General features: G+C 64.3%; 21 protein-coding genes and 2 pseudogenes. 12 read left to right on the top strand and 11 right to left on the bottom strand.

Annotation, left to right across the window (positions count from 1 at the left end):
• The first annotated feature begins 119 nt into the window (after positions 1-119).
• Together trpS and HAP48_RS29220 are read left to right on the top strand one after the other, a co-directional pair.
• On the top strand, positions 120-1,136 hold the full coding sequence (trpS, locus tag HAP48_RS29225) for a tryptophan--tRNA ligase (RefSeq protein WP_166203172.1): 1,017 nt from the start codon (positions 120-122) through the stop codon (positions 1,134-1,136).
• Between the two features lie 82 nt (positions 1,137-1,218).
• Complete coding sequence (locus tag HAP48_RS29220) at positions 1,219-1,419, top strand: hypothetical protein (RefSeq protein ID WP_166203170.1); 201 nt, start codon at positions 1,219-1,221, stop codon at positions 1,417-1,419.
• Between the two features lie 21 nt (positions 1,420-1,440).
• Here the strand turns inward: HAP48_RS29220 and HAP48_RS29215 are convergent, their stop codons facing one another.
• The 3 genes from HAP48_RS29215 to HAP48_RS29205 form a co-directional block, all read right to left on the bottom strand.
• Complete coding sequence (locus HAP48_RS29215) at positions 1,441-2,331, bottom strand: aldose 1-epimerase family protein (protein ID WP_166203168.1); 891 nt, start codon at positions 2,329-2,331, stop codon at positions 1,441-1,443.
• A 110-nt stretch (positions 2,332-2,441) separates the two neighbouring features.
• Positions 2,442-3,209 carry an enoyl-CoA hydratase-related protein gene (locus HAP48_RS29210; RefSeq protein WP_166203166.1) on the bottom strand — a complete coding sequence of 256 codons (768 nt, stop codon included), beginning with the start codon at positions 3,207-3,209 and terminating at the stop codon, positions 2,442-2,444.
• A gap of 75 nt (positions 3,210-3,284) precedes the next feature.
• A complete protein-coding gene (locus HAP48_RS29205; RefSeq protein ID WP_166203164.1) occupies positions 3,285-3,719 on the bottom strand; it encodes a MarR family winged helix-turn-helix transcriptional regulator in 435 nt (144 codons plus the stop codon).
• Positions 3,720-3,986: 267 nt separating this feature from the next.
• Between HAP48_RS29205 and HAP48_RS29200 the strand changes: the two genes are divergently transcribed.
• Together HAP48_RS29200 and HAP48_RS29195 are read left to right on the top strand one after the other, a co-directional pair.
• A complete protein-coding gene (locus HAP48_RS29200; RefSeq protein ID WP_224496663.1) occupies positions 3,987-4,886 on the top strand; it encodes a CHAD domain-containing protein in 900 nt (299 codons plus the stop codon).
• Between the two features lie 60 nt (positions 4,887-4,946).
• Positions 4,947-6,185: pseudogene (locus HAP48_RS29195) on the top strand (SulP family inorganic anion transporter); the annotation flags it as partial.
• A 156-nt stretch (positions 6,186-6,341) separates the two neighbouring features.
• Here the strand turns inward: HAP48_RS29195 and HAP48_RS29190 are convergent.
• The gene (locus HAP48_RS29190; RefSeq protein ID WP_166203159.1) at positions 6,342-7,340 is read right to left on the bottom strand and encodes a LacI family DNA-binding transcriptional regulator; all 999 of its coding nucleotides are present in this window, start codon (positions 7,338-7,340) and stop codon (positions 6,342-6,344) included.
• 109 nt (positions 7,341-7,449) lie between these two features.
• On the opposite strand from HAP48_RS29190, the gene HAP48_RS29185 reads away from it, so the two are divergent.
• The 4 genes from HAP48_RS29185 (at position 7,450) to HAP48_RS29170 (ending at position 12,185) form a co-directional block, all read left to right on the top strand.
• Positions 7,450-8,322: a phytanoyl-CoA dioxygenase family protein gene (locus tag HAP48_RS29185; RefSeq protein ID WP_166203157.1), complete on the top strand. Its 873-nt coding sequence runs from the start codon at positions 7,450-7,452 to the stop codon at positions 8,320-8,322.
• An 80-nt stretch (positions 8,323-8,402) separates the two neighbouring features.
• Positions 8,403-9,749: an MFS transporter gene (locus HAP48_RS29180; RefSeq protein ID WP_166203152.1), complete on the top strand. Its 1,347-nt coding sequence runs from the start codon at positions 8,403-8,405 to the stop codon at positions 9,747-9,749.
• A 3-nt stretch (positions 9,750-9,752) separates the two neighbouring features.
• The gene (locus HAP48_RS29175; protein WP_166203150.1) at positions 9,753-10,613 is read left to right on the top strand and encodes a sugar phosphate isomerase/epimerase family protein; all 861 of its coding nucleotides are present in this window, start codon (positions 9,753-9,755) and stop codon (positions 10,611-10,613) included.
• A gap of 60 nt (positions 10,614-10,673) precedes the next feature.
• Positions 10,674-12,185, top strand: coding sequence for a hypothetical protein (locus HAP48_RS29170; protein ID WP_224496662.1), 1,512 nt, complete (start codon positions 10,674-10,676; stop codon positions 12,183-12,185).
• A gap of 103 nt (positions 12,186-12,288) precedes the next feature.
• Here the strand turns inward: HAP48_RS29170 and HAP48_RS29165 are convergent, their stop codons facing one another.
• The 3 genes and pseudogenes from HAP48_RS29165 to HAP48_RS29155 form a co-directional block, all read right to left on the bottom strand.
• Entirely contained in the window at positions 12,289-13,140 is an 852-nt protein-coding gene (locus HAP48_RS29165; RefSeq protein WP_166203148.1) for a division plane positioning ATPase MipZ, read from the bottom strand.
• A gap of 199 nt (positions 13,141-13,339) precedes the next feature.
• Positions 13,340-13,507, bottom strand: a pseudogene (locus HAP48_RS29160) (transposase); the annotation flags it as partial.
• Positions 13,508-13,540: 33 nt separating this feature from the next.
• Entirely contained in the window at positions 13,541-14,743 is a 1,203-nt protein-coding gene (locus HAP48_RS29155) for an alpha/beta fold hydrolase (protein WP_224496661.1), read from the bottom strand.
• Positions 14,744-15,004: 261 nt separating this feature from the next.
• On the opposite strand from HAP48_RS29155, the gene HAP48_RS29150 reads away from it, so the two are divergent.
• Positions 15,005-15,583 carry a TetR/AcrR family transcriptional regulator gene (locus HAP48_RS29150; RefSeq protein WP_210292692.1) on the top strand — a complete coding sequence of 193 codons (579 nt, stop codon included), beginning with the start codon at positions 15,005-15,007 and terminating at the stop codon, positions 15,581-15,583.
• A gap of 55 nt (positions 15,584-15,638) precedes the next feature.
• On the opposite strand, the gene HAP48_RS29145 is transcribed toward HAP48_RS29150, so the two are convergent.
• Positions 15,639-16,427: a crotonase/enoyl-CoA hydratase family protein gene (locus tag HAP48_RS29145; RefSeq protein WP_166203144.1), complete on the bottom strand. Its 789-nt coding sequence runs from the start codon at positions 16,425-16,427 to the stop codon at positions 15,639-15,641.
• 105 nt (positions 16,428-16,532) lie between these two features.
• On the opposite strand from HAP48_RS29145, the gene HAP48_RS29140 reads away from it, so the two are divergent.
• The 3 genes from HAP48_RS29140 to HAP48_RS29130 all read left to right on the top strand — a co-directional run bounded on the left by HAP48_RS29140 (position 16,533) and on the right by HAP48_RS29130 (position 19,133).
• Entirely contained in the window at positions 16,533-17,102 is a 570-nt protein-coding gene (locus HAP48_RS29140) for a TetR/AcrR family transcriptional regulator (RefSeq protein ID WP_166203142.1), read from the top strand.
• A gap of 37 nt (positions 17,103-17,139) precedes the next feature.
• Positions 17,140-17,898: an SDR family NAD(P)-dependent oxidoreductase gene (locus tag HAP48_RS29135; protein WP_166203140.1), complete on the top strand. Its 759-nt coding sequence runs from the start codon at positions 17,140-17,142 to the stop codon at positions 17,896-17,898.
• Positions 17,899-18,098: 200 nt separating this feature from the next.
• Entirely contained in the window at positions 18,099-19,133 is a 1,035-nt protein-coding gene (locus HAP48_RS29130) for an LLM class flavin-dependent oxidoreductase (protein ID WP_166203138.1), read from the top strand.
• A 186-nt stretch (positions 19,134-19,319) separates the two neighbouring features.
• On the opposite strand, the gene HAP48_RS29125 is transcribed toward HAP48_RS29130, so the two are convergent.
• The 3 genes from HAP48_RS29125 to HAP48_RS29115 form a co-directional block, all read right to left on the bottom strand.
• Positions 19,320-20,891 carry a porin gene (locus HAP48_RS29125; protein ID WP_166203136.1) on the bottom strand — a complete coding sequence of 524 codons (1,572 nt, stop codon included), beginning with the start codon at positions 20,889-20,891 and terminating at the stop codon, positions 19,320-19,322.
• 731 nt (positions 20,892-21,622) lie between these two features.
• A complete protein-coding gene (locus HAP48_RS29120; protein ID WP_166215237.1) occupies positions 21,623-24,727 on the bottom strand; it encodes a helicase-related protein in 3,105 nt (1,034 codons plus the stop codon).
• A 622-nt stretch (positions 24,728-25,349) separates the two neighbouring features.
• The gene (locus HAP48_RS29115; RefSeq protein ID WP_166203134.1) at positions 25,350-25,874 is read right to left on the bottom strand and encodes a DUF3455 domain-containing protein; all 525 of its coding nucleotides are present in this window, start codon (positions 25,872-25,874) and stop codon (positions 25,350-25,352) included.
• Between the last annotated feature and the right edge of the window lie 49 nt (positions 25,875-25,923).

Genomic DNA, 25,923 nt, shown 5'->3' with positions numbered 1-25,923 from the left:
TCGCCGACTGACAGGCGGGCCGAAACGCGTTCATGCATTTTCGGGGCCGCCGCATAGGGCGGCCTTTTTTATGTCATCAGCCCGCATGCGGTGTCCCCATTCAACCGAATGGAGATACCATGACCAAACCGATCATCCTCACCGGCGACCGCACCACCGGGCCGCTGCATCTCGGCCATTACGCCGGCTCGCTGCGAAGCCGTCTTGAGTTTCAGGACAGCCATCAGCAGTTTCTGCTGCTCGCCGATATGCAGGCGCTGACCGACAATGCGCACGACATCGGCAAGGTCAGCCGCAACGTCATCGAGGTCGCGCTGGATTATCTTGCCGTCGGGATCGATCCCCTGCGCACCTCGATCTGCCTGCAATCGCAGCTTCCGGCGCTCGCGGAACTGTCGATGCTCTATCTCAACCTGGTCACCGTGGCGCGGCTGGAACGCAATCCCACCATCAAGGACGAGATCCGCGCCCGCGGCTTCGGACGCGATATCCCGGCCGGCTTCCTGTGCTATCCGGTGGCGCAGGCCGCCGATATCACGGCGTTCCGGGCCACGGTCGTGCCGGTCGGGGAGGACCAGGCGCCGCTGATCGAGCAGACCAACGAGATTATCAGGCGCGTCAACGCGCTCGCCGGCAGGCCATTGCTGCCCGAAGCCGAAGCCATCATCCCGCGCGCTGGACGGCTGCCCGGCGTCGACGGGCGCGCGAAGATGAGCAAATCCGCAGGCAATGCGATTCCGCTTTCAGCCTCGCCCGATGATATCTCGTCCGCGGTACGCGCGATGTTCACCGATCCGGACCACCTGCGTGTCGCCGACCCCGGCAAGGTCGAGGGCAACGTCGTCTTCACCTATCTCGACGCATTCGACGACGATCATCATGCCGTCGAGGAACTGAAGGCACACTATCGACGCGGCGGGCTCGGCGATGCAACCGTCAAGCGGCGGTTGGAGGACATTCTGCAAGCCCTGATCGCACCGATCCGAACCCGGCGTGCTGAGCTGGCGGCCGATCGCGACTACGTCGCCGACGTGATCAAGCGCGGAACCCTGAGGGCGCGCGAGATCACTGAGCGCACCAAGCGCGATGTCATGGAAGGGCTTGGTTTGGACGGATTGGGCTTGTTCCAGCTCTGAACGCGCTGTCATCAAACCATGGCAGGAACTGTGCTCGGCTGTAACAGTTGTCCGCTTGGCGAAACCGGATTTGGAGCATGTCGTGATCGATCCGAAAGCGCTTCTCGAACGCGCCGCGCAGCTGGCCGATCAGGCCAAGGGCGAGGAAGACACCGGCATCCGCGAGCGGCTGCTGCGCATGGCCGAGCATTACCGTGATCTCGCCGCGCATGAGGCCTGGGCGCACGAAAATCCGCCGTCGGTCGGCGCGCTCACGAGTGCGCTTGGCACCCGCGCGCATTGAGCTGATCGCAAGAGGAGGCCGTCAGCTGACGCGAATGCGATAGCTCAGCGACTGACGCGCGCCGGGCGCGATGTGCATCAGGCCCGGCTTGTCGGCGAACTCGCCGTCGAAATCCGCGGGGCTGGCAAAGCCGTGCCACGGCTCGATGCAGAGGAACGGCGCGCCGCCAGGCTTCGACCAGATGCCGAGTTCGCGAAAGCCACGCCAGGACACTTCGATCGCAGGGCCTTGCGTGGCTGCTGCCGGGCCTAGTGTCGCCGTGAAGAGGATCGATGTACTTGCGACCTGATCGAAGACCATCGCGTCGTCATCGAACAGCTCCTCCGACAGCGCAAGCGTTCTGCCCTTGACCGGATTGGGTTCAGGCTGCCGTCGCATCAATCCATCCTTCAACCGCCGGATTGGCGCGGGTTCAGTCTTGCCGAAGGTCAGCGTGTAAGCCTCCTTCGGTAGCCCCGGCACCAGCGGCCAGTTGAAAGCGGGATGACCGCCGAGCGAGGCGGGCAGCGTCTCGGCGCCGGTGTTGACGATGTCGAACGTGACGTCGAGATCGGCGCCATCAACGGTGTAAGTGACCTCGAGCCTGAAGGTGAAAGGATAGCGTGCCCGCGTTTCCGCATCGTCGGTCAGCGCCAGCTTGCAGGATCGCGGGCCCTGCTCCATCCAGGCAAAGCGGCGGTCCCGCGCAAAGCCGTGCTGCGTCATCGGATAGGTCTTGCCGTTGTGGCGCAGCGTGTCGTTCTTCAAGCGGCCGACGATCGGGAACAGCACCGGCGCGTGGCGCGGCCATTGCGGGCCGGCCTGCCACAGCAGTTCGGTCCCTTCGGCATTCCTGAGCGACGAGAGTTCGGCGCCCTGTGCCGAAATGGTGGTGGCGATCTTCTCGCCGCGCAACGTATGACTGTCGCTCATGCTCGCCTCGCCGGGTTGCGCTGTGCCGTGACACGAGATGTGCGATGACGGCGAAGCCGTCAACCCCGAAGCGATGGGGCCGTCCATGCGGGGCGGCCCCAAGCTCTGGGCTAGCCAGCGATCTTGGAGAAATCGGGCTGGCGGCGCTCGGCAAAGGCGGCAAACGCCTCGCGCGCTTCTGCGCTCATCAGCCGCTCCTGGAAGATCTCGCCCTCGCGCGCCATTTGCGCGCTGATCCTGGCGGGGTCGCGCATCAGCGCCTTGGTGTGCTGGAGCGAGCCGAACGGCCGCTTCGCCAGTGCGTCGGCCGCCGCGCGTGCCTTGGCGCGGAGATCTTCGAGCGGCACGACCGCATTGGCGAGGCCGATGGCAACAGCCGTCTCAGCCTCGAGCGGCTCGCCGAGCGCGAACATCGCATAGGCCCGTGCGTAGCCGATCCGCTGCGGCAGCAGATAGGTCGAAGCCGCCTCCGGCACCAGCGCGAGGTTGACGAACGGCGTGATCAGCCGCGCGGTCGGCGCGAGGTATACGAGGTCGCAATGCAGCAGCATGGTGGTGCCGATGCCGACCGCATTGCCCTGCACGGCGGCAACCAGCGGCCGCGTCGCCTTGGCGAGGCCGGCAAGGAAGCGCGTCACGTGACGCTCGCCCTGTACGCCGCGCGACACCGCGGCGAAATCGGCGAGATCGTTGCCCGCGGTAAAGCTGTCGCCGTCGCCCTGCAACAGCACGACGCGGATCGAGGAGTCGCCTTCCGCGCGCTCGAGCGCGTCGGCCATCGCGCCATACATCGCGTTGGTGATCGCGTTCTTCTTGTCCGGACGCGCCATCGTTACGGTGAGAACGCCACCGTCCAGCGCTACGACCACTTCACTCATGTCTTGCTCCTGTTGCTTGCTTTGTTCGACGCATTTTCTCCACGCGAACCGGCACCCACTTCGCTTGAAAACGCTCTAGCCGTCTTTGTCCTTCGGGAATTTCTCTTGCAGGCTGGTCAGCCAGCGCGACACCACGTCGATTTCCGCTTCCGAAAATCCGTCCATCAGGCGGTTGTTGATCACCCTGGTCCGCGTCGCGGCGCGCTTGCCGAGTTCCTGCCCCGCCACGGTCAGATGGAGCCGCTGGCTGCGCCCATCCTCGCCATCGCGCCGGCGCTTCACGAGGCCCGCACGTTCCATCCGGTCGGCGAGCCCGGTCATCGCCGACGGCACGATGTCGAGCGCCTGCGAGACGTCGCCGATCAGCGCGCCGTCATTGCGTCCGAGAAAGAACAGTACGCCGGCCTGGGCCGACGTCAGATCGTGCGCGGCCGTCTCCTGGTCGATGGCGCGCTGCAGCCGTCGATAGGCCACGGTCAGAAGAAAGATCAGCCGGTGTTCCGCTTTCATGCCGTCGTTATATATTTCGCATGCGAAATATCAAGATACTTCGTGCGCGAAATATCTGGCGAATTTTCGCGCCCCAGCACAGCGCGCGCAGCATAGCGGCCGGAACGGGCGCCCTCCACCGGGGGTATTGCGACATTTTGATCGCGGCGCCGGATCGTTGCGCTGCGGTTCAGCAGAAAACCCTTGATCGCGATCGATCAAACGGGAAATCTTTCCGTCCGGGAGCCGCCCGTTGCCTCGCGGTTCCGGCGGGGTCACGAGAGTGTCATGACGTTAGCGGCAAGTCCGGCCAGGGAGCGCGTTGTTCGCCCGAAGCGGCCGCGGCATCTCAGCGAGGCCATGCGTTGTGAGACCGCGTTTCGCCTGATCCTGTCCGAATGCCTCGAGGAAGTCGCGACCAACCACGAGGCCTTGAGCTCCGGCGATCCCACGGCCCTCCACCAGACCCGTATTGCGCTGACGCGGCTGAAGGCCGCGATCGCCTTCTACGGCCCGATGGTGGCGGACAGCGAATGGACGCGACTGAAATCCGAACTGAAATGGCTCAGCGCCTATCTCGGCGCGACGCGCGATCTCGACGTCGCGATCGAGAACAGCAAGGGATTGCCCGAAGAGCGCATGCTGATGACGGCACGAACCGATGCGTTCGAAGCGCTCAGGGAGGCGTTGCAAAGCGACCGGTACTGGCAATGGTTCGACGGCATGTGGGACTGGGTCGGCAGCGGCCCCTGGACCACGCGGCAGGATCCCCGCGCGGCGCAACGGCGCGCCGTGCCGGTCTCGGTCTTTCACGCCCGCCGGCTGGCGCGATGGCATGGCAAGCTGTGTCACAAGAGCCGCGGGCTGCAAGGCATGGGCAAGAACAAGCGCCACCGCGTCCGCCTCGCCAGCAAGCGGCTGCGTTACGCCATCGAGTTCTCGGAAGGCGGATTGCCTGCCGACGTCTATGCATCGTGGCGCGACGTGCTGAAACATCTGCGCAAGGGACAGCAGCTGCTCGGCGAACTGAACGATGACGAGGTCCGCCGCAAGCTGTTCGAAAGTGCCGATGCACTGGATCAGGGCGCCGACGAAGGCAAGGCCGGGCACCAGCGCGTGCACGAGCGCAAACGCAAGAGCCAGCTGCTGCGCCGCGCCGCGGCGATCTACCGGAAGATTGCCGAATGAACGCAACTGCCCGCTCCCGCTCTGCCAATTTCCTTCATCCCCTTCCCTGTGGTCATCCCCATGCCTGACGGCTCCTCCACGGCACATCTCTATCGTCCCAAGCTCGTCACCACGCTGACCGAAGGGTACGGCGTTGCCGCCTTCCGACATGATGTGATGGCAGGACTGACGGTGGCGGTGGTGGCATTGCCGCTGTCGATGGCGATCGCGGTGGCTTCGGGCGTGACGCCGGAGCGCGGGCTGTTCACGGCCATCGTCGGCGGCTTCCTGGTCTCTGCGCTCGGCGGCAGCCGCTTTCAGATCGGCGGGCCGGCCGGCGCCTTCATCGTCCTCGTCGCGGCAACGGCCGCGCAGTTCGGCGTCGATGGCCTCATGCTGACCGTGCTGGTGTCCGGCCTGATGTTGACGCTGATCGGCGCCTCGGGACTTGGATCGCTGATCCGCTACATCCCGCACCCCGTCACCGTCGGCTTCACCTGCGGAATCGCGGTCACCATTCTGGCGAGCCAGCTGCGCGATCTGGGCGGGCTGACGCTTGCCGGTGCCGAGCCCGGGCCGCTTCTGCCGAAGCTCGCAGCGCTCGGCCACGCGCTGCCGACCTTGAGCTGGTCCGCGCTTGGCATCGGCGCCGGCTCGGCGGCCGTGATCTTCGTGCTGCGCGCGGTGAAGCCAACATGGCCGGCGATGCTGATCGCGATCGTGCTCGCGTCGATTGCGGTCGTGCTGCTGCATCTGCCGGTCGAAACCATCGGCAGCCGGTTCGGTGAAATCCCGCGCGGCCTGCCGGTGCCGCATATGCCGGAGTTCTCGTGGGCGCTGCTGCTGCAAATCCTGCCGGCGTCGCTCTCCTTCACGCTGCTCGGCGGCGTCGAGAGCCTGCTGTCGGCGAAGGTCGCCGACAGCATGACCGGCCGCAAGCACCGCTCCAACATGGAGCTGGTGGCGCAGGGCATCGCCAACATCGCCTCCGCCCTGTTCGGCGGCATCAGCGTCACCGGTACGATCGCGCGCACCGCGACCAATATCCGCGCCGGAGCACGCAGCCCGCTGTCCGGCATGATGCACGCGGCCTTTCTGCTGTCGTTCATGATCCTTGCCGCGCCGCTTGCCAGCTACATTCCGCTCTCTGCGCTGGCCGCGGTCCTGGTCGTGGTGTGCTGGTACATGGCAGAGAAGGAGGAATTCCTGCGCTTGATCAGGGATCGGCGCAGCGCCGCGGTGCTGATCACGACCTTCGCGCTGACGGTGTTCAAGGATCTGACCTTCGGCATCATCGCCGGGTGCCTGGTCGCGGCAATGTTCGCCGGCATCGACCGCTGGACCGCAGACAAGAAGGGCTAAGCGGCTCCAGCATCGCTAGAGCTTCGGTTCTGATTGAATCAGAACCAAGGCCTAGATTCTTGTTTTGACGCGTTTTCTTTACGCGAACCGGTGTCCACTTCGCTCGAAAACGCCCTAGCCGCTATCACGCAGCACCAGCTCGAAGCCGAGATCGATGCGGCGCTCGCCGCCGCGCTCCAGCGTCAAGGTCGCCGCAGTGCGGCCGATCGCATCGCCATGCACGCTGATCGTGCTCAAGGTCGGCGAGATCAGCTGGCCCATTTCGAGATCGCCGAGCCCGATCACGGCGACCGGCTGCGCCGAGGCCGGCCCTTCGCGCAGCACGCCGGCCTTGCGCAGCCCCGACATGAAGCCGATCGCATGCGCATCGTTGGCGGCAAACACCGCATCGACGCCAGGCAGGCGGGCATGCGCCGCCACGCTTCCCGAATCCTTGCGGTCGAGGATCAGCCGGCGCGGCTCGGCGAGGCCGCTTGCTAGGGCCTCATCCCTGAAGCCGAGCCAGCGGCGGGTACCGCGCGGATCGTCGCCGCCGATGAAGGCCAGCTGCTTGCGTCCCTGCGCGACCAGATGCTTCGCGACGGCAACACCAGCCTTGTAATTGTCGAAGCCCGCGACCGCGTCGATCGGGTTTGCCGGCAGATCCCAGGTCTCGACGATCGGGATGCGCGCATTGCGCAGCAGACGGCTGCCCTCCTCCGTCGCGGGCGAGCCGACCATGATGATCGCCTCGGGCCGCCGCGACAGCAGCGCTGCCAGCATGCGGTCCTCGCGCACCGCGTCGTAGCGCGATTGCGCCAGGATCACCGAGAAGCCGAGCGGCTCGAGCTTGTCGGACAGGCCCTGCACCGTGTCGGCGAAGATCGAGTTGGCGATGGTCGGCACCAGCACGCCGACCGAATTGGTCCGCGCACTCGCCAGCGCGCCGGCCACCAGGTTCGGGACATAGCCGAGGTCGCGCATCGCACGCTCGACCCGCGCCCGGGTCTCCGGGGCAACCAGGTCGGGCATCCGCACCACCCGGCTCACCGTGATCGAGGAGACGCCGGCACGCTTGGCCACCTCCGAGAGGGTGGGTGCGGCATCCGCTGGGCCAGTCCGGGGGGCAGTCACATCGGAGCTCATGGACAGACCCTGCACGATTCCGGGTTGCCAAGCCATGATGTTAGCGCTAGCATCGCCTCATGTTAGCGCTAACATTGAACAAAATCGGAGAAACAGCATGATTTCGGACGAGCAGGCCCAAGCCTACAAGCGCGACGGGGTGATCGTGGTCCCCGAGGTGCTCAACCAGGAGACCCTCGCCAAGGTGCGCACGGTGCTCGCCGAACTGGTGGCCGGCGCCGCCAATGTCAGCGAGCATACCGACGTCTACGACCTCGAGCCGGGCCATACGCCGGAGACCCCGCGCGTCCGCCGCATCAAGGCGCCGCACAAGGTGCATCCGATCTTCGACGAGATCGTCCGCAGCCCCGCCGTGATCTCGATCCTGACCAGACTGATCGGCCCCGGACTTCGCCTGCACGGCTCCAAACTCAACATGAAGTCGGCGCAATACGGCTCGCCGGTGGAGTGGCATCAGGACTGGGCGTTCTATCCGCACACCAATGACGATATCCTCGCGATCGGCGTGCTGCTCGACGATTGCGATATCGAGAACGGCCCGATGCTGGTGACGCCGGGATCGCACACCGGCGGCACGATGTGGGATCACCACGGCGAGGACGGCCACTTCGCGGGCCTGATCGATCCGGACCAGATCGAGGGCGACATCAAGCGCGCGGTGCCCTGCATGGGCAAGGCCGGCAGCATGTCGTTCCATCATGTGCGCGCGCTGCACGGCTCGGCGACCAACACATCGGACCGGCCGCGCAACCTGCTGCTCTATGAAGTCGCCGCCAGCGACGCCTGGCCGCTGCTGGGCGTGAAGGATTTTGACGAGTTCAACAGCCGCCTGCTGGCAGGTCCGCCGGTGGTCGCACCGCGGCTCACCGACGTGCCGGTGCGGATGCCACTGCCGCCGGCGAAACGGCAGGGATCGATCTACGAGACCCAGTCGGCGGCGAAGAAATCCTACTTCACGCGCGCCGCCTGAGACCGACCACGATGCCCGCGGACCAAGCCGCGGGCATTGCTGCATTCAATACATAAAAAACCAAAACAACGGGGAAACGAATGACCGAGTTGGCAAGAGATGGCGCTCGCACATCGCGCCTGCGTGTGATCCTGGCCGCAAGCATCGGCTCCGCGCTCGAATGGTACGATTTCTTCCTCTACGGCACCGCGGCCGCGCTGGTGTTCGGCGAGCTGTTCTTTCCAAAGAGCGATCCGGTCGTCGGCACGCTGCTGTCGTTCCTGACCTTCGGCGTCGGCTTCGTGGTGCGGCCGATCGGCGGCCTGGTGTTCGGCATCCTCGGCGATCGCTATGGCCGCAAGCCGGTGTTGGTCGCCACGCTCCTGATGATCGGCATCGGCACCACCGCGATCGGCTTCCTGCCGACCTATGCTCAGATCGGCGTCTGGGCGCCGATCCTGCTGGTCGCGATGCGCGTCATCCAGGGTCTCGGCGCCGGCGCCGAATATGGCGGTGCGGTGATCTACCTGGTCGAGAACGCGCCGCCGAAGCATCGCGGCTTCTGGGGCGGCTTCGCGCCGCTCGGCGTCTCGGTCGGCAATCTGCTCGCCGCCGCCGCCTTCGCGCTGGTGACGATGCTGCCGCGCGAGGACCTGATGAACTGGGGCTGGCGCCTGCCCTTCCTGGCGAGCTTCCTCCTGATCGTCGTCGGCATCTTCGTCCGCATGCGGATCACCGAGACGCCGGTCTATACCGAGGCGGTGGTCGCGCGCGGCAAGGTCGAGAGCAATCCGGCGATGGAGGCGTTGCGCCGGCACCCGCGCAACTTCTTCGTCGTGCTCGGCGCACGAATGGCCGAGAACGGGCTTGGCTATTTCTTCCCGGTGTTCGGGCTGAGCTACGTGATCACCACGCTGGGCGTGCCGAAAGCCGATGCGCTCAGCGCGCTGATGCTGGCATTCACGATCGAGCTGTTTGCGATCCTCGGCTTTGCGGCCTTGTCGGACCGGATCGGACGGCGGCCGGTCTACATGTTCGGCGCGCTGGCCGGCGTCGCGCTCGCCTTCCCGTTCTTCTGGATGGTCGGCACCAAGCAGTGGATCATGATCGCGCTCGCCTTCATCCTGGCGCGCGCCGTGGTGACGGCGGCGATGTTCGGGCCGCAGGCGGCGTATTTCGCCGAACTGTTCCCGCCGCAACGCCGCTTCGCCGGCTTCGCCTTCGCGCGCGAGCTCGGCTCACTGCTGTCGGGCGGCCCGGCACCGTTCGTCGCCACGGCGCTGGTGGCCGCCTACGGCACCTGGTGGCCGGTTGCCTGCTACGCGATGTTCCTGTCGGCCTGCACCGTGGTTGCGATCTGGATCGGGCCCGAGACCTATCAGGAGAACATCGCCGCCGACACGAGCGAACAAGCCGAGCTGCCCGCGGCGATCCCGGCGCGAGCCTGATCGGTGGCGCAGCAACTGCGTGTCCTGCAGTCGGTCTGGGCGATGGAGCGGCGGCTGGCCGATGAACCCGAATGGCCCCTGCAAACCCAGCTCGCGATGATCCGCGATGCCGGGTTTGACGGCGCCGGCGTGCGCTTCATCGATCCCGCCTTCGCGCGCGAGGTGACGGGCTTCCTTCGCACACACGGCATGATCTGGCAGGCGCAATGCTATCCGAAGGGCGTCGACGACCTGAAACCGGTGCTCGAGCTCGTGGCGCAGCTCGGCGCCGATCACGTCAACCTGCAGCCGGACATTCGTCCGCGCCGGCTCGCCGATTGCATTCCCCTGCTCGATGGCTGGCGGCGGCTTGCCGCGGAAGCCGGCGTTGCCGTGCATGTCGAGACCCACCGCGACCGCATGACGACCGACCTGTTCTTTACGCTCGATTTGCTCGACTGCTTTCCCGATCTGCGGCTGACCGCCGATCTCTCGCACTATTTGGTCGGGCGTGAATTCGCCTGGCCGGTCGACGACGTCAACCACGCGATGATCCACCGCATCCTCGACAATGCCTGGGGCATCCACGGCCGCATCGCGAGCCGCGAGCAGGTGCAGATCTCGCTCGGCTTTCCGCAACACCAGGGCTGGGTGTCGCTGTTCATGGGCTGGTGGGGCTACGCCATCCGCTCCTGGCGCAAGCGCGCCGAGCCCGACGCGACCCTGACCTTCCTGTGCGAGCTCGGTCCCCCGCCCTACGCCATCACCGGGCCTGACGGCAGGGAATTGTCCGACCGCTGGCAGGACGCGCTGGTCATGAAGGACATGATCCGAGCGCTATGGGAGCGCATCGCCAACGAGCCGCAGGACCCGTTGCCGCGTTGATTCAAACAGGCCGCGGCGGCATTCTGAACCGACCGCAATTCGGAAACGCCGCGAGGACCCGTGCGCGACTACTCGGCCTACCCGCTTCGATGCCTCGCATCCGTCGCCGTCTCGGCCATGGCCGCCTTCGTCTGCACGACAGCGGTAGCGGCGGAGCTGAGGCTCGAGGTCGCGACCATGCCGCGCGTCGCGACGATCGACCCGCGCTTCCAGTCCTACAATATCGAAATGGCCGAGGTCACCGGCGGGCGATTCTGGAAGCCCTATGCAGCCGCCAGGACGCGTTCGCGTCCAGACGCGGAGCGGTTCGCGGCGCGCACGCCGATCGATCTGCACGACGACAGGCTACGCAAGCTCGCCGCGGCGCTCTCTCCTGCTTATCTCCGCATCAGCGGAACCTGGGCCAACAGTACGTTCGTTGCGGAATCCGAGACGCCGCCATCCGCGCCACCGGCCGGCTTCAACGGCGTGCTGACCCGGCAGCAATGGCGCGATGCGATCGATTTCTCGCACGCCGTCGACGCGCCGATCGTCACGTCCTTTGCGATCAGCGCCGGCACGCGTGACGCTGCGGGGCAATGGCTTCCCGAGCAGGCCCGCCGCTTTCTCGACGTCACACGATCGGCCGGCGGCCACATCGCCGCAGCCGAGTTCATGAACGAGCCCGATCTGCCGGCCATCGGCGGCGCCCCTGAGGGTTACGACGCCGAGGCCTACGGCCGGGATTTTGCCGCGTTCCGCGCATTCATGAAGGACACCGCGCCTGACGTGACGATCCTCGGCCCGGGCACGATCGGCACGGGTGCGGATGCCCAAGCACTGTTCGCGGCAACGGCTGTGGGCATCGACACGGTCTCCTATCATCACTATGGCGCGCTCTCGGCCCGATGCGCCGGCGATCGCACGCCGAAGCGAGCATTGTCGGACGAATGGCTGGCACGCTCCGGCAAGACATTCGTCTTCTACCAGGCGCTGCGCGACCAGCTTGCGGCGGGCAAGCCGATCTGGCTGACCGAGACCGCAGAGACCGCGTGCGGCGGCAACCGCTGGGCCGCGACGTTCATCGATACGTTCCGCTACCTCGATCAGCTCGGACGCCTCGCCAAGGCCGGCGTCCAGGTGGTGATGCACAACACGCTTGCCGCGAGCGACTATGGGCTGCTCGACGAGCGAACCCATCTGCCGCGGCCGAACTATTGGGCGGCGCTGCTATGGCGCCGATTGATGGGAACAACTGTGCTCGATGCCGGCATCCCTGAACAATCCGGCTTCCACGTCTACGCGCACTGCGCGCGCGACATGCCGGGCGGGATAACCTTGCTTGTCGTCAACAATGATCGGCGGATACGGCGCCGGCTGACATTGCCGGCCGCCTCGGAACGCTACACCTTGGCGAACGCCACGCCCGCAGACGGCAATGTCCAGCTCAACGGCGCGACGCTTTTGCTTGGGACCGCGGACCGGATTCCCGCGCTGCACGGCGACGCGACCGCTCCCGGGACAATGGTCTTCGCACCCAGAACGATCACGTTTCTGACCGTCGCCGATGCCGGCAACACCAATTGCCCGTAGCGCCCCGACGCCGTCTTAAAGCGCGATGAGGTCATCGCGCTTTGGTTCCTTGTTTGGGCATGATCTTTTCGGAAAACCGCTCCGCACTTTTCCGGATCATGCCTTACGCCGCGTCGCGGCCGGCGTCGGCGGATTCGAGTGGGCGTACCACAAGATGGCCGAGCATGATCGCGGTCATCAGCCGCTCCATCTCAAGCCATGCGGTGACATGCGACATGGTCGGCCGGCCACCACGCGCGAACTGATCGATGTCGTCGATCGCCGTCAGTCCGCGCGGATAGAATTCGCGGAAGATCACCCGCTCGGCCAGTCCATCGACCAGGCGGAAATTCAGCGTCTTCGACAGCTCGCTCAGGGCCTCGCCGACCAGGCGCTTGTTGCGCGAGCCGATCGTGGAGAGACGATTGCGTAGCACCACCCATTCGAATGCCGCCTGCTCATGCGTGCTGCGCTCGCGCCGCGCTTCCTCCACCATCTTCGAATAGTGGCTGATGCCGGTCACCTTGAAGTCGTTCGGATCGACGGTGCCGAGCACGTCGAAGTCGAGGAAGCTGTCGTTGAGCGGCGTGATCAACGTATTCGCCAGCGAATGCGTGAACGTCGTCAGATAAGTGTCATGGCCGGGGCAGTCGATGACGACGAAGTCATGCGACCGGCTGAGCCGCTCGACGATCTCGGCAAGCGCGCTGCGGCCGAGCGTCTCGACCTCGCTGCTCCTGCCGCCGACCGTCTCGAAGCACATATGCGTCGGGATGCCGAGATCGAGCGAGGACTCCCGCGCCCAGTCGCGCCGGTTCTCGACATAGTGCGTCAGCGACTTCTGCTTGTTGTCGAGATCGATGGTGGCGACACGCTGACCCGCCTTGATCAGCGCGATGGCGACGTGCATGGCAATTGTCGACTTGCCCGAGCCGCCCTTGTTGTTCCCGACGACGATGACGCGTGCGCTTGTCATGAGATTCCTCACCCGACGCTGGAGTCAAAGCAGGACGCAATTGAATTTAAGTATGGAATCGAATCTCACTGATTCGACGAATCTCGACAAGAGTCGTCGCACGATCGTCGTGATCGAAATTGATGCGGCTGCGACATCATTGTCACAACCACAACTCTCGAGCACGTATCGTGAACGCAACGAACGTCCCTGGTACTAGTTAGGACGCTGACTCATTAAGGCGCAGCCATAGCCTGATTGACGCGAGTTGAACGAAGGCAAGGTAGTTTTCGGCAAGCTTGTCGTAGCGCGTCGCCATCCGACGACATTGTTTGATCCTGTTGAAGAACGGCTCGACCCGGTTGCGAGCGCGGTAGAGATACGGCGATTGGCAGGACAAAAAATGATCGCGTCATTCGGGCTAACGGCCGCCAAGTCCAAAATCGCTGATGTGATCCGCCCCACCCACCTCCTTGATGAAGGCGAGCAGGAGCGTGCTGAGCCGAACCGGCTGCTCCTGTTGGATCCAGTGACCGGCGCCGTCGATCAGCTCGATGCCGCCCATCCTCGTCGCCGCCTTCGTCCTCATAAGATCGACCGCGCCCGGCGCCGAGTAGGTGCCCCAATCGCTCTTCCCGCCGATGAAGAGCGACGGGACATCGATCGTCTTGCCCGAAAACAGGCGCAACTCAGCGTTCAGGTCCGGATCGGAATAGACGCGATAAGCCTGCAGGGCGCCTTGAAACCCGGTGCGGCCATACTCCTCCGTGTACACTCCAAGTTCCGGCTCGGTGAGCCATTTGCAGGCCTGGACCTCGGCGACGGAAGGGTGGAATGGAGCGACGGTCTGGGGCATCGTCTTGCCAAGATCCATGACGTAATAGGTGGGCATTCGTGCAAGTTCGATGGCGGTTCGCGCCTTCAACGGATGCGGCTGATTTCCCGGCCAGTCAGCGCTCTTGACGTAGAAAAATGCACGAAGAAACGCATGTAAACCTTGAGGGGGGTGCCACATGTCATCGTTCGCCCCCCGTGTGCTCAAGTATTGTTGGTAATACTCTCTCGGCGGATCGAGCGCCGCCAGCGCGGCCGCTAACTTTTGATTTTCAGTGTTCGGTTGGACCGGCGATGCCTCGCTTTCCGCAGTGTTGAAAGGAAACGCCGGCGGACCGGGGAACGGTGCGCTCATCAGCACCACCGAGGGAAAGACGTCAGGTCGCGCCAGCGTACAATAGGCCGCCACGGGCGAGCCGAAGTCGTGCCCGACGAGCATTGCCGTGCGCCGATACCCCAACACCGAAACCAATCCGAGGGCGTCACGCGTCATGTTCAAGAGGCTAAACGGTTCTAGCGGGGCCTCATAGCTGTTCACCCAACCGGTGGTGCGGCCAAAGCCCCGCTGGTCGGGCGCCACGACATGGTACCCGGCGTCAGCAAGTAGCGGGAGCAGGTGTCGCCAGCCGTATGCCAAATCCGGAAAGCCGTGCAGAAGCAGCGCGAGCGGCCGGCCGGGGCTTTCGTAACCGGCCTCGAGAATATGGACATCGAGGCCGTTGACCCCGTGGATCATGCGCGAGCGAACCCCGGTGAGAAGCGTTCCCGCGCCGTATGTTGATGTGGTCAAATCAGCTTCTCCTATGGGATTTGCGCGGGCCGGTCGAAGTGAAGCCGCGACCAGGCTGGCCGCGCCCATCGCTAGGACGGCTCGTCGGGACGCCGATGACTTAAAACCAACAGGATGACTCATGACGGAACGCACCGTCCGCGTGCAGGCGCTTGGCCAAGGCTTTGGCAGAGGGGCATCACCGGATTTCCTACTATGGTGATCCACCATAGTATGTCGATCGCCATAGTAGCGTCAAGCGAAAGGTGTTACGTTCGCGGCATGCCACGTAAGACTGACGCTCGCGCTCGCGCGATTGCCACGGCCGAACGACTGTTTCGCATCCAAGGCTACACGGCGACTGGATTGACCCAGATCATTGAAGAAAGCGGTGCGCCCAAAGGATCGTTCTACTTTCACTTTCGACGCGGCAAGGCACAGCTCGCAGAGGAAGCAATCGATCATTACGTTGCGGGTAGAATTGCGGTATTGCGGAATATCTCGGCGAATACGACGGGCGATGCTCTGAATTTTGTTCATCAGATTTTCAGCACATTCGCGGCCGAAATGGTCGCCTCAGATTTCCAGTATGGATGTCTAATGCAAAATCTGGCGAATGAGCTGCCCGCGCTCGACACTGAGTTGACCAAACGGGTAGCGCGCGGATTTGTTGATTCAACCGAGATAGTCGCGGAGCATTTCAGGGGGTGCGGTTTCGCTCCCGCGCGCGCATCCTCTACCGCAGCCGCATTGGTAGCCGCCCTCGAAGGTGCGCGAACAATTGCCCGCTTGGAGCGCACGCCGGCTGTATTTGAGGCGCTGGCGGATGTTAGTTGCCAAAGGTGCCAACCACCAGAATGACTGGGAGGTTCGCCGTCGCGATAACATGACGCCGCCGGATTGATAGGTACGCGGCCTAGCGTCCCTGAAACACCGCGGCGCGCCGTTCGACAAACGACTTGATGCCTTCGGCCGCATCGGCGGTGTTGAGCACGCGTTCGCGGATCTGCGGGATGATTGCGATCGCGGCCTGCTCGCCGGCTTCGATGAACTTGCGGCCTGCCTCCTTCGTCACCTGGATTCCGAGCGGCGCGTTGCGCGCGACGATCGCTGCCAGTTCCATCGCACGTTCGATCTGCTGACCTGCGGGCACGACCTCCTGCACGAGGCCGATCCGATGGGCCTCGGCAGCGGAGAACTCGTCGCACAGCAGCAAATGATACATCGCATCGCCCCACCCGGCGCGGCTGATGTAGCGGAAATGCGCGCCCGCCAGCGGCGCGATGCCGCGCTTCGCCTCCATCTGGCAGAAACGGCTGTCGTCCGCGGCGACGACGATATCGCCGGCGAGCATCATCTCGATGCCGACGGTGAACACGATGCCCTGCACCGCCGTGACGATCGGCTTCCGGCACCGCTTCGACAAGCCGAACGGATCGACATTGCCCTCCGGCAACGGCTTGCGCGATGCGGTCGGACCAAAGAACTTCGGCATGTCGAGACCCGCGGTGAAACTGCCGCCGGCGGCGCAGAGCACGCCGACCCACAAGCCGTCGTCATTGTCGAGCAGCGTCAGCGCGTCGGACAGCTCAGTCATCATCTCCGGGCTGAAGGCGTTCTTCTTCGCGGGATTGTCGATGATGATCTTCAGGATGCGGTCATGCCGCTCGTGACGGACCCGCCCTTCGCTCGCGCTGCCGGACATCAGTTCCTCCCTGCTTTGTGACTGACAATTTTTCTGGATGATGGTTGTCATCCAGATGCATGATGGCCATAATCCAGAAAGAGAGTCAAACGGGGGCGATGCGAGATGGGCCATTCCCAGGCCGACAAGGCCAGGAGCCGCGAGCGCATTCTGAACGAGGCCGCGACGCAGATCCGCGACGCGGGGCTCGACGCGCTCAGCATCGGCAGCCTGATGCAGCAGGTGAAATTGACCCATGGTGGCTTCTACGGGCACTTCGCCTCGCGGTCGGAGCTGATCGCCGCGGCGCTGGAACAGGCGCTGAATGCAGGCGAAGCGACGGCGCGCGCATCGCGCGATCCCGACAAGCAGGTCGGCGTCAATTCACTGGTGCGAAGCTATCTCAGCCGCACCCATCGCGACTCCCGCAAGACAGGCTGCGCGATCGGCGCGTTGATCTCGGATGTCGGCCGCGCCGACGAGCAATGCCGCGCGGTGATGGAGCCGCACATCGAAGCCTTCATCGCCAAGGTGGCTGATGCGTTCGACGACGATGACGATGCCCGCGCAATCGTGGCGGTGAGCGCAATGGTCGGTGCGCTCGCGGTCTCGCGCGTCCTCACCGACCCGAAGCGGTCCGACGCCATCCTGCGCACGGTGCGCGACGGCATCGTCGCGATGGCGTCGGACGAATGATTTCGCCCGCGCTGCGGGCAGCATGATGGAGAGAGCCATGAACGAACGAACCGCGCTCGAGCCGACCGCCGTGCAGGGAAGCGTGCTGATTGCAGGCGTCGGCGCATCGCACGGCCTCGGCGCCGCGATCGCGCGACGCTTTGCCGCCGGCGGCTATCCCGTCGCGATCGCCGGCCGCAATGCCGAGAAGCTCGCCGTGACCGCCGCCGAACTCTCAGCAACCGGCGCCAGGGTCACCCATGTCGTGGGCGATGCCTCGATTGCCGCAGATGTGGCCCGCTTTGTCGAGGCTGCCGGGAAGCTCGCGCCGCTTGCGATGGCCGTGCACAATGCCGGCTCCAACCGGCCGGCACCGTTTCTCAAGGTCAGCGAACAGCGCTTCGAGGAGCACTGGCGCGAGCATGCGCTCGGCGGTTTCCAGCTGGCGCAGGCCGCGATCCCTGCTTTGCTTGCGCGTGGCGGCGGCACGCTGGTGTTCACCGGCGCCAGCGGCTCGCTGCGCGGCAAGGCCAATTACGCGCCGTTCGCTTCGGCGAAGGCCGCGCTGCGCGCGATGGCGCAGAGCGTGGCGCGCGAATTCGGGCCGCAGGGCATCCATGTCGGCCATGTCGTGGTCGACGGCGGCATCGAGGGCGATCGGCTGCTGAGCATGCGTCCGCAGTTGAAGGACGATCGCGGCCCGGATGGGCTGCTCAACATCGCGGCCATCGCGGAGGCCTATTGGGTGCTGCACCACCAGCATCGCAGCGCCTGGACGCTGGAGCTCGACCTGCGGCCGTGGGCGGAGTCGTTCTGACAGCACCGCCAGCCAGCCGGACGGAAACCCAGCGTTTCGCCACGTGGCCTTGTTCCACCGTGAACGGCCCCTAGCTTCCCGATATCTCCAACCGAAGGCTCCACAGCGCGGGTTTGCGGACACATCCGCAGCGTTCTCAACCTGCGTGCGATGGGTGGCCCGCGGCGGATGCTCCGCCGCGCCGACAACCGGACTGACTGATGACCACCTCCCTCGAATTCGGGCTCGATACATTCGGCGACGTCACCAAGGACGCCGCCGGGGCACCGCTGCCGCATGCCCAGGTGATCCGCAACGTCGTCGACGAGGCGGTGCTGGCCGATCAGCTCGGGATCGATTTCATCGGGCTCGGCGAGCACCACCGGGCCGACTTTGCGATCTCCACCCCCGAGACCGTGCTGGCGGCGATCGCCGCGCGCACCCAGAACATCCGCCTCGGCTCCGCGGTGACCGTGCTGAGCTCGGACGATCCGATCCGCGTCTTCCAGCGCTTCGCGACCGTCGACGCGCTCTCGAACGGCCGCGCCGAGGTGATCCTCGGCCGCGGCTCCTTCACCGAATCGTTCCCGCTGTTCGGCTTCGACCTCAAGCAATACAACGAGCTGTTCGAGGAGAAGCTCGACCTGTTCACCGAGCTCTTGAAGCAGCAGCCGGTGACCTGGCAGGGCAAGCTGCGGCCGCAGCTCAAGAGCCAGTCGGTCTATCCGCCGGTCGAGCACGGCCGGCTGAAGACCTGGATCGGCGTCGGCGGCAGTCCCGAATCGGTGGTGCGCGCCGCGCATTACGACCTGCCGCTGATGCTCGCCATCATCGGCGGCGATCCCAGGCGCTTTGCCCCCTATGTCGACCTGCATCAGCGCGCCTACCAGCAGTTCGGCCGCGCGCCGCAGCCGATCGGCGTCCATTCGCCGGGCTACGTCGCCGAGACGGACGCGCAGGCCAAGGAAGAGCTGTGGCCGGACTACAAGGTCATGCGCGACCGCATCGGCAAGGAGCGCGGCTGGGCGCCAATGGGCCGCGACGAGTTCGTGGCTGAGGCCGAGCACGGCTCGCTCTATGTCGGCGCCCCCGCAACCGTGGCCCGCAAGATCGCGGCGACCGTGAAGGCGCTCGGCGCTGCGCGCTTCCAGCTGAAATACTCGGCCGGCCCGCTGCCGCACGAGAAGCTGATGAAGAGCATCGAGCTCTACGGCAGCAAGGTGGTGCCGATGGTGCGCGACCTGCTTGCCGCGTGACGCACGATCGCTAGAGCATTTTCGGTTCTGATTGAATCAGAACCGAAGCCCTGGATTCTTGTTTTGACGCGTTTTCTTCACGCGAACCGGTGTCCACTTCGCTCGAAAACGCTCTAACCCGAAAAGCAAAACCCCCGGCGTTTTGGCGCCGGGGGCTCTGTTAGATCGCAGTCAGATCAACCGGTATTACCAGTTGCGCTGAGCGCGGAGCATCAGCTGATAGGTGTTCTGGTCCTTCAGCTCGTACGTGGCGGCCGGCTTGCCGATCGTGGCGCTGCCGGGGAAGTTGACCGTACCGGCGAAGCTCTGGTCCAGGCGGGTGTAGACGAAGTCCGCCGAGAAGGTCAGGTTCTTGACCGGGGTCCACTGGGTCTGCGTGCCGAGCTGCGCGATGCTGTAGTCGGGGTTGCAGGACGTCAGGGCCGAACCAGCACCAAAGAAGTTGCTGAGCGAACCACCCACGCCATTGCCAGCCGGGCCGCAGATGTAGCCCTTGGCAGTGCCGTTGTAGTTAACCTGGGCCCAGGCACCGTAGATGCTGGTGTTCCAGTTCGGGTTCCAGTTGTGCACATAGGCGCCGCGGAAGCCGTAGGTCGTGATCAGCTGCTGCGAGCCACCGGTGATGAACACACTGTCCGGCGCGATGCCGAAGCCGATGCTCTGATAGGCGCCCGGGACATTGGTGCCGCCGAAGATGGTGTTGCCACCAGCCGAACCGGCGAGGTCCTGGATGTTATAGCGGGTCGCACCGTTGGTGTAGACACCCTGCAAGTTGATGGTGTCGCCAGGTCCGGTCGGGATGTTCTTGATCGACAAGGCCAACTGACCCGCCCAGCCCCACTTGTCGTCCGGATGACCGGTCAACTCAGTGCCGCCGTAGTAGGCCACGTGGTTGTCATGCGCGGCGAACGACGCCTGGAACAGACCCCAAGCCTGGTCGACGCGCAGCATCGCGACGAAATCCGGAGCAATCGTGCCGGCGTAGTCGCTGGTGCCGAACACGTTGGTGTTGCCGGGCACGCCGAAGGTGACGGGAGCGCCGAGGTTGGAGACACCAGCCTGATAGTAAGCCGACTGATCCTGAGCCGACAGAGACAGCGACACGCCGTTGCCGAACTGCGCGGTGTAGGTGAACTGGTTCACACCAGTGATCGTACCGCCGCCGCCGACGAGACCGTCGTAGTTGTTGCCTGGATAGTTGGCCCACGGAGCCGAGAACTGCGAGACCGCCTTACCCATGGTGAAGCCGGCGAACTGGATGAAGGCGTAATACACGCCGACCGTACCAGCGGCAACCGCACCGGCGTTGGCGTTGTTCGGAGCCGAAACCGCGCCGATCGGCGAGTAAACGGTCGAGCCGTTGCCCTGCCCACCGTAGGTGTCCGAGGTCCACGAGAAGGTCGCATCGAAGAAGGTGCGGACCACGCCGTATTCGGTCGCGGTGCGCGTATCGATGTTCAGGTCTTCACGAGAGCGCCAGGTGTAGCCGTTGGTGAAGCGGTTATTCGCACCGCCGGCACCCGAGGTGTTGCCGGTGTAGTCCGAGTTCGAGTTGATGATGACGTCTGCGCGGAGATAGCCGCCCAGCTTGATGCAAGTGTCGGTGCCCGGGATGTAGTAGAAACCGGGACCATACAGGGAGCAAATCTTCACGTACTCGACCGCTTTGGCCTTGACGGGAAGATCGGCCGCCTGAGCTCCGCCGACCGCGACGAGAGCCGCCGCCGAGCCGAGGATAAGGCTCTTAACCATCTTCATGTTAAACCTCCAAGTTGCTCTATCTCAGGGAAGGTTCCGGATCCGCCGGGTAAGCACCCTAGGTTGGTTCCCTTTGTCCCTTAAAACTCCGCTTAGTCGCTTCGCGTCTTCGGACACACCCGCATGAACGCGAGGGACTTAAGCGAACCACCTAAAACGGGACGACCTTGGGATGCCCCCCTCCGTCGCAGTTCCATATGAGACAGAAGCCCCCGATCACGCAACAAAAGACCGCTCTGTTTGGGGCGAGTTGCGGCTATTTTCGGGCAAATGTTGCACAAATATCACGGGCATTTGAACTGCGATGCCCCTGCAAGTCACTGAAATATAATGAGAATATTTATAATACCGTTAGCTGCCGTAACTTTGGGCAACACGGGGCGGAACGGTGTGCAAAACGCGTAATCCTACTGAGATGGTGGAAATCGGAGCCCCGTTTCAGCGGAGCTGATTCCAGGCTCGCACCACCCCGTTGCGCCTAAAAACGGCGGTATCTGAACAACATAGCCGGGGTCTGGATACCGCCGATTCTCGCTCGGACAGGCGGTATCGGGGTCGGCGGGATAGGCCACAATAGCCGGCGGATCGCCACAAATGCGCACTAGCGGCTTTCCATGTCAGCGAGATGTCAGCACACGCGACCGATCGGTTTGTTCTCCGCAGCCGGCGCGCGGCGAAAAATCTCCACTGCGCGCGATGCACTGGCAAGACGCGCTGAAGCAACATCGTACTCACTCGTCCAGAATATCCAGCAGATGGTCGATCCGCTCGAAAGGCGGCTCGTTGGTCTCGTCCGAGTAGAATACGCGATCGCCGTCGCGCTGGAGCGATCGCGCTCTGGATTTCGGCAGCCTGCCGGGTAAGAACGTCGCAGCGACAGCCTCCGGCCCGACGTCGAGCCTCACGATACCTCGCCGCTTGCAATCGATCCTGAGGCGCGCCGCCGCGAAGAAATCCCGGCCGGCCGATGGCAGTCCGCCGAAGCGGCGCGAGGTCTCTTCCTCCAGATCTTCCAGATCGTCCTCGCTCCGGCACCTGGCGGCGCGGCCATAGATTTCGAGGCGCATCGTTTCCGATTGCACGTAGCTCCTGGGCAGCAGATCCGCGAGCGGAAGGTTGAGGTCGGGCACCCACAGATCGGCGGCGCGGTCGTTCGTCTTCTCCGAGGCCTGTTTCAGCAGGTGGCTGTAGAGCACGGGGCCGAAAACCTGCACGTGGCCGGATTGCCGCTCGGAGAGCAGATCTCCGGCACCTCTGAGGTCCAGATCGCGCTCGCTGATGGCGAAGCCGGCACCCGGTTTGCTGAACTCCTCGAGAACAGCCAAACGCTTGCCGGATTGTTCCGAGCTGGATTCAGTCAGCATGGAGGCGAAGGCGCGCGTCCCGCCACGCCCCACCCGTCCCCTGAGCTGATGGAGCTGTGCCAGACCGAACTTTTCCGGCCAGCAGACCACGATGGTATTCGCCCGCGGAATGTCGAGACCGCTTTCGACGATATTGGTCGCCAGGAGAACGTCCGCCTCGCCTTCGACGAAACTCATCATTCGGTCGTCAATCTCGTCGGCGGGCAGCTTGCCGTGCAGGCAAACGATGCGGAGCTCCGGTGCGACCGCCTGCACGCGCGCCAATAGCGGCTCCAGATCCTGGATGCGCGGGCAGATCAAAAAGCTTTGCCCGTGACGTCGCTGCTCGCGCAGCAATGCAGCGGCAATGGCAGCGTCCGAAAGTGGCGCGATCTTGGTCACGATCGGCAGCCGATGCACAGGCGGGGATGCGATCACGCTGAGATCCCTGAAGCCCGCGAGACCCGCCGCAAGCGTGCGCGGGATCGGCGTGGCACTCATCCAGAGCGTATGGACGCCCTTCGCCAGGCCCGAGAGCTTTACCTTCTCCGCCGCCCCGAAGTGCTGCTCTTCGTCGACAACGACCAGACTGAGCTTGGCGAATTTCACGTCCCTGGATGCGATCGCCTGTGTGCCGACCACAATTTTCATTTTACCGCTTCGCAGGCCCTCCTTGGTTTCCCTCGTTTCTTGAGCCGACGTCGCGCGCGACAAGCTTCCCACTTCGATGCCAAGCGGGGCGAACCGTTTGCGGAAGGTTGCGACGTGCTGCCTTGCCAGAACGGTCGTCGGCACAACGACAGCAACTTGCCTGCCCGACAGCGCAACGGCCGCCGCCGCGCGCAGCGCAACCTCCGTCTTTCCGAACCCGACGTCGCCGCAGACGACCCGATCCATAGGGTGACCGGATGCGAGATCATCCAGCACGTCGCGAATTGCCTTCGCCTGGTCGACCGTCGTGAAATATGGAAAGCGCGCGACGAACCGCTCGTATGCGGGACCGGGAGCGACCAGCCTGGGAGCACGCCGGCGACGCCGTTGGGCGATATGTTTGGCAAGCTCCCTGCCGGCAATCTGAATGTCTTTCTCCGCCTCGGTACGTCGCGCCCACCACGTACTTCCATCGGCCCGGTCCAATGCCAGCTTGCCGCGCTCCGCCGCATACGGCCAGATCAGGGCAAGATCGGCCGGCGGAACGAGGACGGCGTCATCTCCTGCAAATGCCAGCCTGATCATCTCGCGCGATGACCCCTTCCCCATGTCGAGGGTCTGCAAGCCATCGAGCATGGCGAGCCCCCGGTGCAGATGAACGACGACCGCGCCTCGCTCCGGCACATCAGGATGATCGAAAGCCGCACTCCAGGCCCTTGCCATGGGCTGCGGATGATGGGCCCTGCTGCCGAGCACGTCGGTCGCCGTCACGACGATGAGCGGCTTGCGGCCAGAGCCGATGAAGCCGGTGTCGAAGTCAGCCAGCAATGCGGCTTCGCCACCGCGTCCCTTCGCCGCTTCGTTCCAGTCGGCGAAGCGCTCCGTCTTGATCCCGCTCATTCGCTCCATCGCGCGCAAATCGTCCTCCACCGCCGCGACAAGAAGCAGCCGCGATCCAGCGCGCTGCGTGTCGGCGACGAATGCGCGGAGAGCCTTGCGCGACGACGCGACCTTGGAGAAATCAGGCGTGGGGATGAACGCCGTCTTTCGAGGCAGCGCACTCATGCGCTTGGTCAGCCCCTTCCAGTCACCGGGCCCAAAATACTCGCGCTCCGCCTCCCTGCGGCCGGCGGCCTCCTTGATCGTACTCAGCCAGCTGTCGGCGTGGCCCAAAACTCCTGCGTCCGCGATCCAGCGCGCGCGAGGGCAATAATCCGGCAGCGCCGCGCGCTGCGCCCGCTTGCCTCTCAACGCGATCCGTTCGGACATCGGATCGATGAGCAGTTCCTGCGTGTCGAAGACGACGTCGTGTTCGAACGGATCGACGCCTGCGATTCTGCGGATCACTCCACCGGAATGCTCAATTCTGAACGGCCCAAGGGCGCCGGCGGGAAACACTTCGAACGTCACTCCGTGGAACAGCACGCTTCCGGGATAATCCGCCTCTTCGTCGAGATCGTACCCCAGCGCTTCCAGACGATCCTTGAGATCCGGCTCGGAATAGCTCGCCCCGACCTTCAGGCTGATGCTGAGGCGGCCCCAGCTCGCGGGCAACGGCAGCCGTTCCATGATCGCCTCCGCCGTCGACACCAGGAAGACCGGCTTCCTGCTCCTGGCGAGACGCCTCAACACCGAACTCCGTCTGCCGGCGATCTCTGGAGACGGTTCCAGCCCATCAAATGGCAGGGTATTCAGCCGCGGGAATACGAGCACCTCGAGCGAAGGGTCGATCGAATGGAGCACGCTGCCCAACCGCTCGGCCCTGTTCTCGCTTTCCGAAAGGAAAACGATGCCGTCACGGCCGGACTTCTTCCATTGCTCGAGGAGATGCAGGGCCAACATGCCGAGAGGCGAGGAAGACGAGATCCCGGAACGCGCCAATCCCTTGCTTTTCTTCTTCGCGCCAGCAGCGGCACGGGCTTTCTTGAGTTTCGTCACGTCGGATCCATCGTTATTTCGTCAGTACGATCGCCCGTCGGGGGCGACTCGCCTACCGGCATCGAAATGAAACCGGCACAGATTTCCAGATAGCGGGGCAAATCGCTCGAAATGCCGGCAACGCCCCAGTCTGGAAGGAGCTCAATTTCTTTGTTTAATCAATGATTCGCTTGCTGGCTGGGGCGGGAGGGATCGAACCTCCGAATGGCGGAATCAAGATCAGCTTGATTATGCAACGAAATCAAGGCGCGTTTGGAAAAAAGCACCAAAATGCGCTCTAGTAACTTCAATAGCTTAGTTCTCGTTTCCAAATGACGAAACTACTTTCGTCGGGAGGCCCGGCGGCTCGGCTCGAAGAGCGATCATCGAGATTTCCCGCCGCACCGGCCTATGCGCGACGATCGCTGCTGCACTATGGAATAGCAGAGATAGCGTCGACGCGCGTCAGGCGATCACCTATCCAAGATACGAAGGTGCGTCAAAGGACGTCAGCTTTGCGCCATGAGATCCCGTGGGGCCGGTACCATCAGCCGCTCTTGCGCAGGAACACGTAGTCCGCGGAATAGGGCGCGCTGCGGTAGTCCCCGGCTCTCTCGCACGATCCCAGCGCGACCCCGCCCTCGGTGTTGATGCGCTGGACAACGGTCGCGGCCGACAGCACACCGTTGCCGCGCTGGTCGACCACTTCGAGCTCGAGCGACGGAATGTCGTTCGAGGTCGCGCCGGGCGCGCTGGCGACGACCTTGCCCTTCACGGCGCTACCGTCCGTGAGCTCCCAACTCGGTCCGCCGTAATGCCGTCCAATCGACTTTCCATCCAGCATGAGCGTCGCAATCGGCTCGCGCAATTGCCAAGTCAGCGCGCGAACTCTCGATTGGGACTTCCCGGCGTCCGGCTTGCATTCGTAGACCTGCGCGCCCTCGGCATGGAGGGTGGTGATGACGGTCCTGTCGCGCACCGCAATCGCCAACGGCTCTTGCGCGGCCGCCGTGCTTACGAGCCAGAGGGCGGCAAACGAAACGGCGCTGAGGAACGCTGTCGGAATCTTCATCGGTTTTTCTCGGTTTGGTTGCAGGTTAATCGTACGGGTCGGCTGGGGG

This window comes from Bradyrhizobium septentrionale (genome assembly GCF_011516645.4).
GTDB classification, from domain to species: domain Bacteria; phylum Pseudomonadota; class Alphaproteobacteria; order Rhizobiales; family Xanthobacteraceae; genus Bradyrhizobium; species Bradyrhizobium septentrionale.
Note: the sequence above shows the minus strand (reverse complement) of the source record. Positions and strands in the feature narration are given on the sequence as shown.

Excerpts from the sequence above, each read along its gene's own strand:
- trpS (WP_166203172.1), top strand. The coding sequence starts at position 120 with ATGACCAAACCGATCATCCTCACCGGCGACCGCACCACCGGGCCGCTG.
- HAP48_RS29215 (WP_166203168.1), bottom strand. The coding sequence starts at position 2,331 with ATGAGCGACAGTCATACGTTGCGCGGCGAGAAGATCGCCACCACCATT.
- HAP48_RS29210 (WP_166203166.1), bottom strand. The coding sequence starts at position 3,209 with ATGAGTGAAGTGGTCGTAGCGCTGGACGGTGGCGTTCTCACCGTAACG.
- HAP48_RS29205 (WP_166203164.1), bottom strand. The coding sequence starts at position 3,719 with ATGAAAGCGGAACACCGGCTGATCTTTCTTCTGACCGTGGCCTATCGA.
- HAP48_RS29200 (WP_224496663.1), top strand. The coding sequence starts at position 3,987 with ATGACGTTAGCGGCAAGTCCGGCCAGGGAGCGCGTTGTTCGCCCGAAG.
- HAP48_RS29185 (WP_166203157.1), top strand. The coding sequence starts at position 7,450 with ATGATTTCGGACGAGCAGGCCCAAGCCTACAAGCGCGACGGGGTGATC.
- HAP48_RS29180 (WP_166203152.1), top strand. The coding sequence starts at position 8,403 with ATGACCGAGTTGGCAAGAGATGGCGCTCGCACATCGCGCCTGCGTGTG.
- HAP48_RS29165 (WP_166203148.1), bottom strand. The coding sequence starts at position 13,140 with ATGACAAGCGCACGCGTCATCGTCGTCGGGAACAACAAGGGCGGCTCG.
- HAP48_RS29150 (WP_210292692.1), top strand. The coding sequence starts at position 15,005 with ATGCCACGTAAGACTGACGCTCGCGCTCGCGCGATTGCCACGGCCGAA.
- HAP48_RS29145 (WP_166203144.1), bottom strand. The coding sequence starts at position 16,427 with ATGTCCGGCAGCGCGAGCGAAGGGCGGGTCCGTCACGAGCGGCATGAC.
- HAP48_RS29140 (WP_166203142.1), top strand. The coding sequence starts at position 16,533 with ATGGGCCATTCCCAGGCCGACAAGGCCAGGAGCCGCGAGCGCATTCTG.
- HAP48_RS29135 (WP_166203140.1), top strand. The coding sequence starts at position 17,140 with ATGAACGAACGAACCGCGCTCGAGCCGACCGCCGTGCAGGGAAGCGTG.
- HAP48_RS29130 (WP_166203138.1), top strand. The coding sequence starts at position 18,099 with ATGACCACCTCCCTCGAATTCGGGCTCGATACATTCGGCGACGTCACC.
- HAP48_RS29125 (WP_166203136.1), bottom strand. The coding sequence starts at position 20,891 with ATGAAGATGGTTAAGAGCCTTATCCTCGGCTCGGCGGCGGCTCTCGTC.
- HAP48_RS29120 (WP_166215237.1), bottom strand. The coding sequence starts at position 24,727 with ATGTTGGCCCTGCATCTCCTCGAGCAATGGAAGAAGTCCGGCCGTGAC.
- HAP48_RS29115 (WP_166203134.1), bottom strand. The coding sequence starts at position 25,874 with ATGAAGATTCCGACAGCGTTCCTCAGCGCCGTTTCGTTTGCCGCCCTC.